Consider the following 13538-nt stretch of genomic DNA (forward strand, 5'->3'; position numbering starts at 1 on the left):
TAAGCCAGCGCGAGGCTGGCTTATGGTTGTATTTCCAACGAGTTGGACAATCAGTCGGCTTGTGCTGCTTCCGCCGGTTTGACTGCTTCTTCGTAAGAGACCGCTTTATCGGTCACCTTAGCCTTCTGCAGAACAGTATCCACAACTTGTTCTTCCAGCACAACCGAACGTACTTCGTTCAGTTGCTGGTCGTTCTTGTAGTACCAAGCCACGACCTGCTCAGGCTCCTGGTAGGCCGAAGCCATTTCCTGGATCATTTCGCGAACGCGATCTTCGTCAGGCTTGAGCTCGAACTGCTCAACCACTTTTGCCACGACCAGACCCAGCACAACGCGACGCTTGGCTTGTTCTTCGAACAGCTCGGCCGGCAGTTGATCAGGCTTGATGTTGCCACCGAACTGCTGAACCGCTTGAACGCGCAGGCGATCCACTTCGTTGGACAGCAGGGCCTTAGGCACTTCGATCGGGTTGGCGGCCAGCAGACCGTCCATGACCTGGTTTTTCACCTTGGACTTGATAGCCTGGCGCAGCTCGCGCTCCATGTTCTTGCGAACTTCGGTGCGGAAACCTTCCAGGGTCGCTTCCTTGATGCCGAATTGAGCGAAGAACTCTTCGTTCAGCTCTGGCAGCTTAGGCTCGGAAACACTGTTGACGGTCACGGTGAACTCGGCGGCTTTGCCAGCCAGGTCCAGGTTCTGGTAGTCAGCAGGGAAAGTCAGGTTCAGAACACGCTCTTCGCCGGCTTTAGCGCCAACCAGACCGTCTTCGAAGCCAGGGATCATGCGGTTGGAGCCCAGCACCAGCTGAGTACCCTTGGCGGAGCCGCCAGCGAATACTTCGCCGTCAACCTTGCCAACGAAATCGATGTTCAGCTGGTCTTCGTTCTGAGCGGCGCGATCGGTCACTTCAAAACGGGTGTTCTGCTTGCGCAGGATTTCCAGCATGTTGTCCAGGTCGGCATCGGCCACGTCAGCGCTCAGGCGCTCTACGGCGATACCTTCGAAGCTGGCAACTTCGAACTCCGGGAACACTTCGAATACGGCAACGTATTCCAGGTCCTTGCCAGCTTCCAGGGACTTAGGCTCGATCGACGGCGAGCCAGCAGGCTTCAGGTTCTGCGCTTCTACGGCTTCGTAGAAGGAAGCCTGGATCACGTCACCCACAGCGTCCTGGCGCGCATCAGCACCAAAACGACGCTTGATTTCGCTCATTGGCACTTTGCCTGGACGGAAACCAGCGATCTTGGCCTTCTGGGCAGTCTGCTGCAGACGCTTGTTGACCGCAGTCTCAATACGCTCTGCCGGCACGGTAATGCTCAGGCGGCGCTCGATAGCAGTAGTATTTTCAACAGAAACTTGCATGGATATTCCTCGTTGCACAGACGTTAGCCGGCCATTTCCGACCCCAATCAAGGGCATGCATTCTAGAGGGTCAAACTCAAGAAGTCACCCTACTGCAAATACGCCCGAAAACAGCCGGCAATTTATCGGTACGAAGGCACTGATGCACCCCGCCCCGGTGACAAATACACCCCATCACGCCAGGGCTCTGCGTCGCCCCTTCTATATATAGAAGACGTCGTCATCCACCCCCCTGACGGCCCACCCCGCAAACAGGGCAAGCAGACAGTGCGGTATCATCGAGACACAAAAATACGATGAAACGCCCTGCCGTTGCGGCCCAGCACCTGCAGCCGCGAAAACCAGAACCGCTAAAACCAAAAAAGGCGCCAGACTGTTAAATCTGGCGCCTTTCGAATATGGGGTGGACGAAGGGGATCGAACCCTCGACAACGGGAGTCACAATCCCGTGCTCTACCAACTGAGCTACGCCCACCATATTGCATTAACAAAGAACTCAAACATCTTCTTTGTTGAACCTCACCTCACCTTACGGCAGGGCGACGCCTTGAAATTGGTGCGGATGAAGAGACTCGAACTCTTACGCCTCGCGGCGCTGGAACCTAAATCCAGTGTGTCTACCAATTCCACCACATCCGCGCTGGAGCTCTTAAAGCAAAGGCGCCAGACGATTAATCTGGCGCCTTTCAAAATATGGGGTGGACGAAGGGGATCGAACCCTCGACAACGGGAGTCACAATCCCGTGCTCTACCAACTGAGCTACGCCCACCATCTAACGCTACTTGTGCCAAAGCTGCCTAATGGCGCACCCGGCAGGACTCGAACCTGCGACCATCCGCTTAGAAGGCGGATGCTCTATCCAGCTGAGCTACGGGCGCCTTGTTAATCTGTACTCTTGGAGGATTACAAACTAAGTGCTTCCAGCCTTGCAGAACAACACTCTATTCTGCTCGACCTTCTTAACCAGTGCTAGGCTGTGCCCGACAAGTGCGACGAATAGTATAGACGCCTCGGAAAGCCGTCAAATCTTTTTTGAAAAAAATTCATTTTATTTAAGGGGTTAGGGCAATTTGCAGACCAAGCGCCTTTGCCCTAACGCTGTGGCATGCGAGAATGCGCACACATTTCTTCCCCCTCTCGATGGTTAATCACGCGTAATGACTGCACAACTTATCGACGGCAAATCAATCGCCGCCAGCCTGCGCCAGCAGATCGCCAAACGCGTCACCGAGCGTAGCCAGCAAGGCCTGCGCACGCCTGGCCTCGCGGTGATCCTGGTCGGCAGCGATCCTGCCTCTCAGGTTTATGTCTCGCACAAGCGTAAAGACTGTGAAGAGGTCGGCTTTATTTCCAAGGCCTACGACTTGCCTTCCGACACCACCCAACAGGCCCTGACCGACCTGATCGACAGCCTTAATGACGACCCCGCAATGGACGGCATCCTGTTGCAATTGCCGCTGCCCGAGCACCTGGACGCGTCCAAGCTGCTGGAGCGTATCCGCCCGGACAAGGACGTCGACGGCTTCCACCCCTATAACGTCGGCCGCCTGGCCCAGCGCATCCCGCTGCTGCGCCCTTGCACCCCCAAAGGCATCATGACCCTGCTGGAAAGCACCGGTGTCGACCTGTACGGTCTCGACGCCGTAGTCGTGGGCGCCTCCAATATCGTAGGTCGCCCAATGGCCATGGAACTGCTGCTGGCCGGCTGCACCGTGACCGTCACCCACCGCTTCACCAAGGACCTTGCCGGCCACGTCGGTCGCGCCGACCTGGTGGTGGTTGCCGCCGGCAAGCCAGGCCTGGTCAAGGGTGAGTGGATCAAGCAAGGCGCCATCGTCATCGACGTCGGCATCAACCGTCAGGAAGACGGCAAGCTGGTCGGCGACGTGGTCTACGACACCGCCCTGCCCCGCGCCGGCTGGATCACTCCGGTGCCAGGCGGCGTCGGCCCGATGACCCGCGCCTGCCTGCTGGAAAACACGCTGTATGCGGCAGAAACCCTGCACAGCTAATAACCAGCAGCACTGAAAAAGCCCTGCCTTATCGCAGGGCTTTTTATTGCCCGGCATAAAAACCTTTTTTTCTTAGTTTTTAAGCACTTTCGTCTGGTTCTCGAAGAACATTCGACAGTTTCTGATCCATACTTCTAGAATGTAACGTAATTTTTCAAAGCACCCGTTTTCCAACGGTATTTCCTTACTTCTTAGCGAGTTCATCCGCGTGAAAATTCGTCTCTCCATCGCCAGCCTATTTTTTGTATTTACAGGCACCTTCGCGCACGCCGCCGAGACCACCCAGGCCCCGCGCGACACCTCCAAACTGCAGATCGCTTCCGGCAGTGCCATGCTCGTGGATCTGCAGACCAACAAAGTCATCTACTCCAGCAACCCCGACGTGGTGGTGCCGATTGCCTCGGTGAGCAAGCTGATGACCGGCCTGATTGTGCTCGAAGCCAAGCAGAACATGGACGAATACATCGACATCAACATCAAGGACACGCCAGAAATGAAAGGCGTGTTCTCCCGCGTGAAGATCGGCAGCGAAATGCCGCGCAAAGAAATGCTGTTGATCGCCCTGATGTCCTCGGAAAACCGCGCCGCCGCCAGCCTGGCCCACCACTACCCGGGCGGCTACCCGGCGTTTATCGCCGCAATGAATGCCAAGGCCAAGGCGCTGGGCATGACCAGCACCCACTACGTCGAGCCTACCGGCCTGTCGATCCACAACGTATCGACTGCTCGCGACCTGAGCAAATTGCTGGCCGCCGCGCGCCACTACCCGATGCTCAGCCAACTGAGCACCACCAAGGAAAAGACGGTGTCTTTCCGCAAACCCAACTACACCTTGGGTTTCTCCAATACCGACCACCTGATCAATCGCGCCAATTGGGACATCAAGCTGACCAAGACCGGCTTCACCAACCAGGCCGGCCACTGCCTGGTGCTGGTGACCAGCATGGGGAATCGTCCGGTATCGCTGGTGATTCTGGATGCCTTCGGCAAATTCACGCACTTTGCCGATGCCAGCCGCATTCGCAACTGGGTCGAGACCGGCAAGAGCGGCTCGGTGCCGGATGTAGCGTTGCGCTACAAGGCCGACAAGAATCTGAAAAACCGCCCGAACGCGGCAGAAGTGCGCCGCTAAAAGAATGTGGGAGCGGGCTTGTGTGGGAGCGGGCTTGCTCGCGAATGCGGTGTATCAGATACAGATACCTCAGCTGACCCACCGCATTCGCGAGCAAGCCCGCTCCCACATCCCACACAAGCCTGTTCCCAAATAAGGTTCGCGGCGTCCTGCTTTACTTTGTTTCTGCCAACACCTTGAGCGCCTGCGCCGCCGCCCGCTCCTGCCCGGCCTGGGCCGTGGCATTCGCCGCCTCACGCCAGCGCTGCGCGTCCACCTTGGCAGGCAACTGGCTTGGCCGTTGGGTGAGGATCGCCCAACTCCCGGCGCTCTTCCACTTCGATTCAAACTCGCTGAAGCTCATCAACAGGCGCCGGTCCATCCCGGAGCGCAGCAGCACCGTGCTTTTCTGCTGATTGAACCCCACCACGACCACGTACCGTGCGTCAGACCACAGGCTGCCGCCAATCCGCGCCATCACCGGGTAACCGGCTGCAACCTGTGCCAGCACCGCCGTCAGCTGGGTATCCAGCGGATACACCATCAACCCGTACTCACGCGCCAGCACCTGCATGTTGCGCTCCAGGTCCGCCTCGCCGCCCGGCAAGCGCAGCGGCTTATCCAGCAGACCCGGTGTCATGACAATGCCTTGTTGCGACAGCATGCTGGCCAGAGCAGCAGGGCCACTCTGATACGCCTCGCTGCGGAAAGTCGGCACGCCATTGAGCTCGACCCGCTCCGGCAGGCCCGGCAGTTTCGACGGGTACCCGGAACAGGCCGCGAGCCCCAGGGCAAAGGCCAGCAACAAGGATGTTTTTACGTTCGACCGTAACCGCAATTTTTTACTCTCTTGATCAACTGCCGGTAAGGGCCCTGATCATAGGGCGCTCCGCCACGCGGGTATAGCCTCAGGCGTCAGTTAAGCGTGCGGCATAGAGCAAACAAGTTGGACGGACACGACCATTGGTCAATAGCAGGCAACCGCCAGGTAGCTAGACTGTCCATTGAGAAGACTGTGTGTGCCCCGAGCGGGGCGAAAGGAGGCCCTGATGAGCCTTGCAACGACGATAATCCTGTTTATCTGCGGTTGGCTGGCCGTTGCCGCCGCCATGTTGTGGGGAGTGCTGCGCATTGCCCGTCGACACCACCCCCACGCCAAACCCGCCAAGCCCCACAAGGCCGCGGTGCACCACGCCTAACCAGGCATGCAGCTGAAATCCTGGGTCGCGGCAACTTCCTTGCCGTGGCCATCCTTCAGCGACGCGCGCACGGTAGTGCCCAGGCTCGACTCCACCAGGGTGTAGTGCTCACCGGCCTTGAAATTCTTGTACTCGACCCGCCCCTGGCAGTCCTGCTGATTGTCGTCGCCCGGCTCTTCCTCGTACAACGTCACGTCCAGGCGATGGTCGCCCGGTGTCACTTCAAAAAAGCGCCCATCGTCCACGCGCTTGCCATCCACGCGTTCGGCCATCAGGTCATTCGGCGCTTCTTCCTTCAATCCAATCCATGCTTCGCTCGGGTCCGCCTTGGGGATCGGGCCGGCGCACGCCGACAACAACAGCACGGCACCGAGGGCTGGAATCAACAACAGAGGTTTAAGTGACATGGCAGGGCTCCAAAAAAGACGATGTGTCCGATGGGTTACAAGCTTGCGGAGCCGACCTGTGTTGAACAAATGAATACGCATGAAACGATCTTCAGCCCCTTCCTAAATGTTCCTTCACCTGGCTGAAAGGCGCGTGTTAGGTGGGTCGGGCAAGACTGCCGGGGTTTGCAATCCTGCTCCTTTCGGAGGTTCACGCATGCTCGGGCTGGTAAAGACCGCACTGCAAAAGCCGTACACGTTTATCGTGTTGGCCATATTCATCTGCATCATCGGGCCGATGGCGGCCCTGCGCACCCCCACGGATGTGTTCCCCGACATCGGCATCCCCGTGGTCGCCGTGGTCTGGCAGTACAACGGCTTGTCGCCGGATGCCATGGCCGGTCGGGTGATCTACACCTACGAACGCTCCCTGAGCACCACTGTCAACGACATCGAACACATCGAATCGCAATCGCTGCCCGGCATGGGCATCGTCAAGATCTTCTTCCAACCCGGCGTGGACATCCGCACCGCCAACGCCCAAGTGACCGCCGTGTCACAAACCGTGCTCAAGCAGATGCCACCCGGCATCACGCCGCCGTTGATCCTCAACTACAGCGCCTCCACCGTGCCGATCCTGCAACTGGCATTCTCCAGCCCGAGCCTGTCGGAAGCGAAGATCCGCGACCTGGTGCAGAACAATATCCGCCTGCCCCTCAGCGCCCTGCCCGGCCTGGCCATGCCCACGCCCATGGGCGGCAAGCAACGCCAGATCACCCTCGACCTCGACCCGCAGGCACTGGCCGCCAAAGGCCTGTCGGCCCAGGACGTGGGCACCGCCCTGGCCCTGCAAAACCAGATCATCCCGGTGGGCACCGCCAAACTCGGCCCCAACGAATACACGATCCTGCTCAACAACAGCCCCAAGGCGATCGATGAACTCAACGACTTGCCGATCAAGACCGTCGACGGCGCGCTGATCACTATCGGCCAAGTCGCCCACGTGCGTGACGGCTCGCCGCCCCAAACCAACATCGTACGTGTCGACGGCCACCGCGCCGTGCTGATGCCGGCCCTGAAAAACGGCAGCATCTCGACCCTGTCGATCATCGACGGCATCCGCCAGATGCTGCCGCGCATCGACGAGACCCTGCCGCCCTCGCTGAAGACCTCGCTGCTGGGCGACGCCTCGGTGTTCGTCAAGCAATCGGTGGGCAGCGTGGCACAGGAAGGCATCATCGCCGCCCTGCTGACCAGCGCGATGATCCTGCTGTTCCTTGGCAGTTGGCGCTCGACCCTGATTATCGCCGCGTCGATTCCCCTGGCCGTGTTGTCAGCCATCGCGCTACTGGCCGTCAGCGGGCAAACCCTCAACGTGATGACCCTCGGCGGGTTGGCATTGGCGGTGGGGATTCTGGTGGACGACGCCACCGTGACCATCGAAAACATCAACTGGCACCTGGAACAAGGCAAGGCGGTGAAGACCGCGATCCTCGACGGCGCCGCGCAGATCGTCGGCCCCGCGTTCGTCTCGCTGCTGTGCATCTGCATCGTGTTCGTGCCGATGTTTATGCTGCAAGGCATCGCCGGTTACCTGTTCCGGCCGATGGCCCTGGCGGTGATCTTTGCCATGGCCAGCTCGTTCATCCTCTCGCGCACCCTGGTGCCGACACTCGCGATGTTTTTGCTCAAGCCGCACACGCCGGAACCGGGTGCGGGTCATCACCCGGAAGACGAGTTCATCAACCACCACGAGGGTGAGCAACACGCCAAACCGCGCCATGCCGCGCTGCAAGCGGTGCTGAATTTCCAGCAGGGTTTTGAGCGCCATTTCTCGAATATCCGCGACACCTATCACAGCCTGCTGCTGTTGGCGCTGGGCAATCGCAAGCGCTTTATCGTCGGCTTCCTGGCCTGCGTGCTCGCCTCGTTCCTGCTGCTGCCAAGCCTGGGCCAGGACTTCTTCCCGGCCACCGACGCCGGCGCCCTCGCCCTGCACGTGCGCCTGCCGCTGGGCACGCGCATCGAAGAAAGCGCCGCCGCCTTCGACCGCATCGAAGCGCGGATTCGCGAAGTGATCCCAAGCGATGAACTCGACACCATCGTCGACAACATCGGTATCCCGCTCAGCGGCATCGACATGGCCTACAGCAGCAGCGGCACCATCGGTCCACAGGACGGCGACATCCAGGTCAGCCTGAAACCACACCACGCGCCCACCGCCGACTACGTGAAAAAACTGCGCGAAGCCCTGCCGCAAAGTTTCCCTGGCAGCCACTTCGCGTTCCTGCCTGCCGACATCAGCAGCCAGATCCTCAACTTCGGCGCCCCGGCCCCGCTGGACGTGAAAATCTCCGGGCGCAACGATGCAGAAAACCGTGCCTATGCGGTGGAACTTGAACGCCGCCTTCAACACGTACCCGGCATCGCCGACCTGCGTATCCAGCAGTCCACCGGCTACCCGTCGTTGCAAGTCAATGTCGACCGCCTGCGCGCCAATGGCCTGGGCATCACCGAGCGTGACGTGACCAACAGCATGGTCGCTTCCCTCGCCGGCAGCTCGCAGACCGCGCCGACCTTCTGGCTCAACCCAGCCAACGGTGTGTCGTACTCGATCGTCGCGGCGACCCCGCAATACCGCCTCGACAGCCTGCCATCCCTGGAAGCCTTGCCGGTCACCGGCGCCGACGGCCAATCGCAGATCCTCGGCGGCGTGGCGGACATCTCCCGCGTGCAAAGCCCGGCGGTGGTGACCCACTACAACATCGAGCCGACCCTGGACCTCTACGCCAACGTACAAGGCCGCGACCTCGGCGGCGTAGCGCGCGACGTGCAAAAAGTGCTGGATGACACCGCGTCGATGCGCCCCAAAGGCGCGACCATCAGCCTGCATGGGCAGATCGACGCATTGCATGAAGCCTTCAGCGGTTTAAGCCTGGGCCTGCTCGGTGCGGTGGTGCTGATCTACCTGCTGATCGTGGTCAACTTCCAGTCGTGGGCCGACCCGTTCGTAATCATCACGGCATTACCGGCCGCTCTCGCGGGGATCGTATGGATGCTGTTCCTCAGCGGCACCTCATTGTCGGTGCCGGCGCTCACCGGCGCGATCCTGTGCATGGGCGTGGCCACCGCCAACTCGATCCTGGTGGTGAGCTTCTGCCGCGAACGCCTGGCCGAACATGGCGATGCGCTCAAGGCCGCGATGGAGGCCGGTTACACGCGTTTTCGCCCGGTGTGCATGACCGCCCTGGCGATGATCATCGGCATGTTGCCACTGGCCCTTTCCGAAGAACAAAACGCCCCCCTTGGCCGAGCGGTGATCGGTGGGTTGATCTTCGCCACCATCGCCACCCTGTTGTTTGTCCCCGTGGTCTTCAGCCTGGTCCACGGTCGTCACCCTACTCGCGCAGTTGCTGGAGAAACCCCACATGTCGCCTGATCACAAACCCTCGCGCAAGCGTCTGATGCTCATGGGTGTCGGCGGCCTGACCCTGGCCGCCCTGCTGGTCGCCAACGGCCTGCACGCCCGCACGTTACATGAACAAGCGGTGACCGCCTGGACGGAAACCGCGGCCATTCCCCAGGTGCTGGTGTTCCAGCCACAACAGAACGCCGCCGGCGATACCCTGCGGTTGCCGGCGCACCTGGAAGCGTGGAGCAAGGCGCCGATCCACGCGCGGGTCAGCGGCTATTTGAAGGACTGGAAAGCCGACATCGGCACCCAGGTCAAGGCCGGGCAGGCTCTCGCCGAAATCGACAGCCCTGACCTCGACCAGCAACTGGCCCAAGCCCATGCACGACTGGTGCAGGAACAAGCCAACGCACGCCTGGCGCAAACCACCGCCACCCGCTGGCAAAACCTGCTGGCCAGCCACTCGGTGTCACGCCAGGAGGCCGATGAAAAAACCTCCAACGCCGCCGCCGCGAAGGCCAACGCCGACGCCGCCGCCGCCGACTGCGCGCGCCTGTCGGCCCTGGCCAGCTACAAGACCATCCGCGCACCGTTCGCCGGCACCATCACCGCCCGCAACACCGACATCGGCCAGTTGATCAAGGCCGATACCGACAGCGATCCGGAGTTGTTCAACATCGCCGACACTCACCAACTGCGCCTGTATGTGCCGGTGCCGCAGAACTATGCCGCGGTGATCCACCCGGGCCTTGAAGCCCAACTGACGGTGCCCGAGCATCCAGGCCAACACTTCAAGGCGCGGCTGATCGGCGACTCCACCGCCATCGACCGCCGCTCCGGCACCCTGCTCGCACAGTTCGTCGCCGACAACCCCAACGGCGAACTGCTGCCCGGTGACTACGCCGAGGCGACGCTGCCGATTCCGGCCGACACCCACGGCGTGAGCATCCCGGCCAGTGCGCTGATCTTCCGCGCCCAAGGCACTCAGGTCGCGGTGCTGGATGCGCGCAACCACGTGCACCTGCAAACCATCCACATCGGCCTCGACCTCGGCGAACGCCTGGTGATCGACCAGGGCCTCAAACCCGCCGACCGAGTGGTCGACAATCCGCCCGACGCCCTGCGCGAAGGCGATCCGGTGCAACTGGCGGACGCCAGCGGAGGTGCCCATGCGCCCAAGGCTTAACCCCCTCGCCGCCTTGATGCTGCTGACCTTGCAGGGCTGCTCCATGGCACCGACCTACCAGGTGCCCTCGGTCAACCTGCCGGCGGGCTATCGCGAACAGACCCGCGATGGCCCATGGCACAGCGCGCAACCGGCCGACACATTGGCGCCGGCATGGTGGAAGCTCTACAACGATGCGCGCCTGGACGACCTGCAACAGCAACTGCTCAAGGCCAACCCGGACCTCGCGGCGGCACTGGCCCACTTCGATGCGTCCCAGGCATACGCCAGCCAATTGCATGCCGGGCTGTTCCCGCAAATCAGCGCCAGTGCGCAGCCACTGCGCCAACGGCAATCCGACTCGCGACCGCTGCGGGGCAGCACCCAGCCATCGGTGTACAACAGCAATACCGCCGGGTTTTCGTTGAGCTACGACTTGGACCTGTGGGGCAGAGTCCGCAACCAGGTCGCCGCCGGCGATGCCCAGGCACAGGCCTCTGGCGACGACCTGGCAGTGGCGCGCTTGAGCCTGCAGCATCAGTTGGCGAGCTTGTATGTGCAGCTCAACGGGCTGGATGCACAGGCACGCATTCTCAACAGCTCGCTGGAGGACTTCAGCCAGGCATTGCAACTGACCCGCAGCCGCTATGAAGGCCAGATCGCCTCGGAACTGGACCTGACCCGCGCACAAAACCAACTGGCCGAAGCCAAGGCGCAATTGGATGACATCCACGGCCAGCGCAACCTCACTGAGCATGCGATAGGCGAATTGGTCGGTGTGGCGGCCAGCGATTTCACGCTACCGCCGAGCCCACAGTTGATCGCGCTGCCGCAGATCCCAACGCAGTTGCCCAGCCACCTGCTGCAACGTCGCCCGGACATTGCCGCAGCAGAACGGCGGGTGTTCGCCGCCAACGCCAATATCGGCGTGGCCAAGGCGGCGTGGTACCCGGATTTCAGCTTGACCGGCTTGATCGGCGGGCAGACCCAAGGCGTCGGCAACCTGCTTTCGGCAGGCAATCGCTATTGGGCGCTGGGGCCGCTGGTCAACTTGCCGATCTTCGACGGTGGTCGCTTGAGCGCCAATGAACGCCAAGCCAAGGCCGAATTCGAAGAAGCCTCGGCGCAGTACCGCAGCCAGGTGTTGAGAGCCGTGCGCGAAGTCGAAGACAACCTGGCGCAACTACGGGATTTGCAGCAGCAAGCCCAGGATGAACAAGCAGCGGCAGACGCGGCGCAGCATACCCAAGCGCTGGCGATGAACAGCTACCAGGCGGGCGCCGTGAGTTATCTGGATGTGGTGACCGCCCAAACTGCCGCGTTGCAGGCGCAGCGGACATTACAGGCGGTGCAAACGCGGCAGTTGCAAGCAAGTGTCGGCCTGCTCACCGCCCTCGGCGGCGGCTGGCGCAACACCTTGTAGTGAGCGGGCTTGCCCCGCGCTGGGGGGCGCAGCCGCCCTGAATCCAGGCACCTCGGTCTTTCAGACACACCGCGGCGTCCCGTTTGGGGCGGCTTCGCCCCCCAGCGCGGGCAAGCCCGCTCACTACAATCAGGCGGCGAGTTTGCCGTTGGCGATAGCGGCGGAGGCGGCAACCATTGCGCGCAGCAACACCGCACAGCCCGCCGCCAGATCATCCGGGGCAGCATTCTCGATTTCGTTATGGCTGATGCCCCCTTCACACGGCACAAAAATCATCCCCGCCGGGCCCAGCTCGGCGACGAAGATCGCGTCGTGCCCTGCCCCGCTGACAATATCCATGTTCGACAGGCCCAACCCGTTCGCCGCATCCCGCACCGCGTCCACGCAGCCCTTATCGAAATACAGCGGCGGGAAGTCCGCCGTCGGTACCATCTCGAACGTCAGGCCATGCTTGGCACAGGTGTCGTCGATCACCTGGCGCACCTGGGCAATCATCGAATCCAACCGCGCCGGTTCCAGGTGACGGAAGTCCAGGGTCATGCGTACTTCGCCAGGAATCACGTTGCGTGAACCGGGGTAAGCCTGCAGGCAACCCACCGTCCCACACGCATGAGGCTGATGCCCCAACGCCGCGGCATTCACCGCGGCGACCACGGCTGCCGCACCGACCAGGGCATCCTTGCGCAGGTGCATCGGCGTCGGCCCCGCATGGGCTTCAACGCCGCGCAACTTCAGGTCGAACCACTTCTGCCCCAACGCGCCGAGCACCACGCCGATGGTCTTTTTCTCGTCCTCAAGAATCGGCCCCTGCTCGATATGTGCCTCGAAATAGGCGCCAACCTTGTGCCCGCTCTCCGGCCGTGTACCCGCGTAACCAATGGCATTCAACGCATCGCCGACCGAGACGCCATCGGCATCCTGCTTGGCCAGGGTATCGGCCAAGGTAAACTTCTGCGCAAACACTCCCGAGCCCATCATGCACGGAGGAAAGCGCGAGCCTTCTTCATTGGTCCAGACCACCACTTCCAACGGCGCTTCGGTTTCCACCTTGAGGTCATTGAGGGTGCGCAGGACTTCCACGCCGGCGAGCACGCCGAAGCATCCGTCGAACTTGCCACCCGTGGGCTGGGTATCGATGTGGCTGCCGGTCATCACCGGGGGCAGGTTAGGGTTGCGACCAGGGCGACGGGCGAAGATGTTGCCGATGCCGTCGACCGTCACCGTGCAACCGGCGTCTTCGCACCATTGCACGAACAGGTCGCGGGCCTGGCGGTCGAGGTCGGTAAGGGCCAGGCGACACACGCCGCCCTTGGGCGTGGCGCCGAGCCTGGCCAGGTCCATCAGCGACTGCCACAGGCGGTCACGGTTGATGTGCTGATGGGGCGATTGCAGAACGTCGAGGGCAGCGTTCATTGGGGATCTCCTCAGGCTACATTTCTTATGGATTGAACCCTTTGCAACAGTGAAA

At 61.4% G+C, this 13538-nt stretch carries 10 protein-coding genes and 4 tRNA genes; 6 read left to right on the plus strand and 8 right to left on the minus strand.

What is annotated here, in order from left to right:
- Positions 1–50: 50 nt before the first annotated feature.
- From tig to AC3ISR_RS17685, 5 genes are all read right to left on the minus strand, one after another.
- Positions 51–1361, minus strand: a complete 1311-nt coding sequence (tig, locus tag AC3ISR_RS17665) for a trigger factor (RefSeq protein WP_192296651.1) — start codon at positions 1359–1361, stop codon at positions 51–53.
- A gap of 399 nt (positions 1362–1760) precedes the next feature.
- Positions 1761–1836 (minus strand) — tRNA-His (locus AC3ISR_RS17670).
- Between the two features lie 79 nt (positions 1837–1915).
- Positions 1916–2000 (minus strand) — tRNA-Leu (locus AC3ISR_RS17675).
- Between the two features lie 55 nt (positions 2001–2055).
- Positions 2056–2131: transfer RNA gene (locus tag AC3ISR_RS17680), tRNA-His, on the minus strand.
- Between the two features lie 32 nt (positions 2132–2163).
- Positions 2164–2240 (minus strand) — tRNA-Arg (locus tag AC3ISR_RS17685).
- A gap of 279 nt (positions 2241–2519) precedes the next feature.
- Between AC3ISR_RS17685 and folD the strand changes: the two genes are divergently transcribed.
- Together folD and pbpG are read left to right on the plus strand one after the other, a co-directional pair.
- Positions 2520–3374, plus strand: a complete 855-nt coding sequence (folD, locus tag AC3ISR_RS17690) for a bifunctional methylenetetrahydrofolate dehydrogenase/methenyltetrahydrofolate cyclohydrolase FolD (RefSeq protein ID WP_192296652.1) — start codon at positions 2520–2522, stop codon at positions 3372–3374.
- A gap of 208 nt (positions 3375–3582) precedes the next feature.
- A complete protein-coding gene (gene pbpG, locus AC3ISR_RS17695) occupies positions 3583–4506 on the plus strand; it encodes a D-alanyl-D-alanine endopeptidase (RefSeq protein WP_192296653.1) in 924 nt (307 codons plus the stop codon).
- A 154-nt stretch (positions 4507–4660) separates the two neighbouring features.
- Here pbpG and AC3ISR_RS17700 read toward each other — a convergent pair whose 3' ends face one another.
- Entirely contained in the window at positions 4661–5323 is a 663-nt protein-coding gene (locus tag AC3ISR_RS17700; RefSeq protein WP_192296654.1) for a peptidase C39 family protein, read from the minus strand.
- A gap of 211 nt (positions 5324–5534) precedes the next feature.
- On the opposite strand from AC3ISR_RS17700, the gene AC3ISR_RS17705 reads away from it, so the two are divergent.
- The gene (locus AC3ISR_RS17705) at positions 5535–5684 is read left to right on the plus strand and encodes a hypothetical protein (RefSeq protein WP_463983540.1); all 150 of its coding nucleotides are present in this window, start codon (positions 5535–5537) and stop codon (positions 5682–5684) included.
- On the opposite strand, the gene AC3ISR_RS17710 is transcribed toward AC3ISR_RS17705, so the two are convergent.
- Complete coding sequence (locus tag AC3ISR_RS17710) at positions 5681–6091, minus strand: PA0061/PA0062 family lipoprotein (RefSeq protein WP_463983539.1); 411 nt, start codon at positions 6089–6091, stop codon at positions 5681–5683. The genes AC3ISR_RS17705 and AC3ISR_RS17710 overlap by 4 nt on opposite strands.
- A 196-nt stretch (positions 6092–6287) precedes the next feature.
- Here AC3ISR_RS17710 and AC3ISR_RS17715 point away from each other — a divergent pair, with 196 nt between their 5' ends.
- The 3 genes from AC3ISR_RS17715 to AC3ISR_RS17725 are packed head-to-tail and all read left to right on the plus strand — an operon-like array spanning position 6288 to position 12070.
- A complete protein-coding gene (locus AC3ISR_RS17715; RefSeq protein ID WP_192296657.1) occupies positions 6288–9509 on the plus strand; it encodes an efflux RND transporter permease subunit in 3222 nt (1073 codons plus the stop codon).
- Positions 9499–10668, plus strand: a complete 1170-nt coding sequence (locus tag AC3ISR_RS17720; protein WP_463983538.1) for an efflux RND transporter periplasmic adaptor subunit — start codon at positions 9499–9501, stop codon at positions 10666–10668. Before AC3ISR_RS17715 ends, AC3ISR_RS17720 begins: the two co-directional genes overlap by 11 nt.
- Positions 10652–12070: an efflux transporter outer membrane subunit gene (locus tag AC3ISR_RS17725; protein WP_463983537.1), complete on the plus strand. Its 1419-nt coding sequence runs from the start codon at positions 10652–10654 to the stop codon at positions 12068–12070. The genes AC3ISR_RS17720 and AC3ISR_RS17725 overlap by 17 nt, the downstream gene beginning before the upstream one ends.
- Positions 12071–12199: 129 nt before the next feature.
- Here the strand turns inward: AC3ISR_RS17725 and AC3ISR_RS17730 are convergent, their stop codons facing one another.
- Positions 12200–13483: a Zn-dependent hydrolase gene (locus AC3ISR_RS17730; RefSeq protein WP_192296660.1), complete on the minus strand. Its 1284-nt coding sequence runs from the start codon at positions 13481–13483 to the stop codon at positions 12200–12202.
- Positions 13484–13538 lie beyond the last annotated feature (55 nt).

It is taken from the genome of Pseudomonas sp. GL_117, assembly GCF_057835125.1.

Coding starts and splice junctions, on each gene's coding strand:
- tig (WP_192296651.1), bottom strand. CDS start 1,361: ATGCAAGTTTCTGTTGAAAATACTACTGCTATCGAGCGCCGCCTGAGC.
- folD (WP_192296652.1), top strand. CDS start 2,520: ATGACTGCACAACTTATCGACGGCAAATCAATCGCCGCCAGCCTGCGC.
- AC3ISR_RS17705 (WP_463983540.1), top strand. CDS start 5,535: ATGAGCCTTGCAACGACGATAATCCTGTTTATCTGCGGTTGGCTGGCC.
- AC3ISR_RS17710 (WP_463983539.1), bottom strand. CDS start 6,091: ATGTCACTTAAACCTCTGTTGTTGATTCCAGCCCTCGGTGCCGTGCTG.
- AC3ISR_RS17715 (WP_192296657.1), top strand. CDS start 6,288: ATGCTCGGGCTGGTAAAGACCGCACTGCAAAAGCCGTACACGTTTATC.
- AC3ISR_RS17720 (WP_463983538.1), top strand. CDS start 9,499: ATGTCGCCTGATCACAAACCCTCGCGCAAGCGTCTGATGCTCATGGGT.
- AC3ISR_RS17725 (WP_463983537.1), top strand. CDS start 10,652: ATGCGCCCAAGGCTTAACCCCCTCGCCGCCTTGATGCTGCTGACCTTG.
- AC3ISR_RS17730 (WP_192296660.1), bottom strand. CDS start 13,483: ATGAACGCTGCCCTCGACGTTCTGCAATCGCCCCATCAGCACATCAAC.